2 protein-coding genes are annotated in these 2,372 nt (G+C 53.3%); both read left to right on the forward strand.

Annotated features, from left to right (window positions below; translation table 11 throughout):
• Window positions 1-208 precede the first annotated feature (208 nt).
• Window positions 209-1,273 (forward strand): DUF4325 domain-containing protein, encoded by a 1,065-nt coding sequence (locus HS100_23035; GenBank protein ID MBE7436804.1) that lies wholly within the window; start codon window positions 209-211, stop codon window positions 1,271-1,273.
• 681 nt (window positions 1,274-1,954) lie between these two features.
• A complete protein-coding gene (tnpA, locus tag HS100_23040; protein ID MBE7436805.1) occupies window positions 1,955-2,350 on the forward strand; it encodes an IS200/IS605 family transposase in 396 nt (131 codons plus the stop codon).
• Window positions 2,351-2,372: the final 22 nt, after the last annotated feature.

Below are 2,372 nucleotides of genomic sequence, written 5' to 3' on the forward strand. Positions count from 1 at the left end.
TTTTCTAGGGCAAAGAACGGAACGACGGCAGATCCGCCGGGGGGCCTTCGCTACTCCTTGAGCACTCAGCGAAAGACGGGGTTTATTGAGCGCTTACCTTTAAGCGGTCACTCAGATCGATACCGGCTTTCTGATTTCCGACCATATCTTTACAATTATCTTCTAAATACTTTACAATCCAGACGTTCATCTTTTCAATTAATCATTGATGAAAGCAAAGCTGACTGTCCAGGATGCCAAGCGTTGGGTTACCCGAGAGATCCTGGCGGGGAATAGCTCGCATCTTTCAAGCCGATTGGCTGCGCAATTTGGGGTATCTCGAGTAACGGCGGCTAACGCTCTCAAGAAGCTCGTCAATGACGGGTGGTTGGATTCTTCGGGTGGGACTCGCCCAAATTATCACCTTGGGCGGAATCGGGAGATAGCCGAAACATTTTCACTACCAGGGGTTGATGAGCATATTGTTTGGGAACACAAGTTCAGACCGTGGTTTGATCTGCCCCTAAACGTACTTGGCATAGCCCATCATGGGTTTACTGAAATGGTGAATAATGCCAACGATCATTCTGGCGGCAAATTCGTCACCGCCTTGATGAGACTCTATGAAGGCAATTTGGTCATTGCAGTTCTTGACGATGGCATCGGGATTTTCGAGAAGATTGCACAAGCCATGAGCTTGCCCGATCGTCGACTTGCCATTCTGGAGCTATCAAAAGGCAAATTCACGACCGACCCCGCGAATCATTCCGGGGAGGGTATTTTCTTTACGTCTCGCATGTTCGATCAGTTCCAGATCGAGGCCAACGGTTTGCATTACGACCACGACGTCCGGGACAAACATGACTGGCTGCTTGAAATCGACCGCCCGGCGACCGGAACGCTTGTATACATGGCCATTCCCATCAATAGCCAACGTACGGCGCGAGAAGTCTTCGATGAATACACAACTGGCGACAACTTTGGTTTCGACAAGACAGTCGTGCCGGTCCGGCTCGCCAGAATCGGGCATGAGAACCTGGTGTCGCGCTCCCAAGCCAAACGTCTTGTTGCCAGATTCGAAGGTTTCAGGACAGTGCTACTCGACTTCACTGGGGTCGATGAGATCGGACAAGCATTTGCCGACGAAATTTTCAGGGTCTTTGCCAACTTGCATCCCGAGGTTGAGCTCGTTGAAATCCACACAACTCCAAACGTTGAAAAAATGATTATTCGCGCCAGAACCGCCGGCATCATGGCTGCGCAACTGCAAGGAAGCGGTGACTCAGGCACATGACGAGGCATGCATGATTTAGGTTCCAGATTCTAATCCGCGGCAGCCCCCGCCCCCTCTTCCTCTCCCGTGTGCTGGGGGAGGCGTGCGCCTTCAATTCGCCGTTTTGCTTATTTCTTGAGCAGCTTCGCCATCCTCGCCCACTGGCTATACTTTTCGCATGAACGGCGCGGCATCCGCGCGCGGCCGGTGAAGCATCCGGATTAGCCGGCCGGCAAGCTGATTACCTCGCGGATTTCGCTGGACGAGATCAATGCCGGCCTCGACCGCCTCGCCGCGGGCGAGGCGGTGCGCCAGGTGATCGTTTTCTAGCCTACCAAGGGAGGCCCCCCGGCTTTGCCGGGGAGGCAGTAGAAGTTTGACGTATTCGGGAGTCCATCGGAGGAAACTCCTCTTCGTGAGCCGCCAAGCACACTAAAGGGAGAATCACGATGGACAAGTACGAAAGCCTAAGCCACACGGCCTGGGAGTGCAAATATCACGTTGTCTTCATACCGAAACCTGATTACCAATGAACCTCAGCGATAGTTACGCTGGCTCGGTGGCGAAAAAATACTGGCTGTTCAAGAGATTGTCCGTCTCGGAATTTTCGAAGCCTTTTCACGACTGAACAGCGGTCCCCGATTACGACGCATTAAGTTCGAATCGGCGCATTCAAGTCTCCTGGCTCGCTCTCTGTAAACCATGCTGAGTTTCATTGGTAATCAGGTACCGAAATGTCGGCGACGAACGTTGTACGGGGAACTGCGCCAGTACCTTGGAGAGGTATTTCGAAGGTTGGCGGAGCAGAAGGAAAGTCGGATCGAAGAAGGGCATCTGATGCCGGATCACGTGCACATGATGATCGCGATTCCGCCGAAGTATGCGGTCTCGCAGGTTGTTGGGTTCATCAAGGGCAAGAGCGCAATTCATTTGGTACGGGTGTATGGAGAGCGGAAGCGGAACTTCGTAGGGCAGCATTTCTGGGCGAGGGGATACTTCGTATCCACGGTAGGTCGAGACGAAGCCGTGATACGGGACTACATTCGACGCCAGGAGGACGAAGACAAGCGACTGGATCAGATGAACCTGTGGCGCTAACCGGCCACCGTCTCGGTGGCCC

Source organism: Anaerolineales bacterium (assembly GCA_015075725.1).
In the GTDB taxonomy this organism is placed as follows: domain Bacteria; phylum Chloroflexota; class Anaerolineae; order Anaerolineales; family Villigracilaceae; genus Villigracilis.

Bases quoted from the DNA above. Each gene is read 5' to 3' on its own strand.
- HS100_23035 (MBE7436804.1), top strand. From the start codon at position 209: ATGAAAGCAAAGCTGACTGTCCAGGATGCCAAGCGTTGGGTTACCCGA.
- tnpA (MBE7436805.1), top strand. From the start codon at position 1,955: ATGCTGAGTTTCATTGGTAATCAGGTACCGAAATGTCGGCGACGAACG.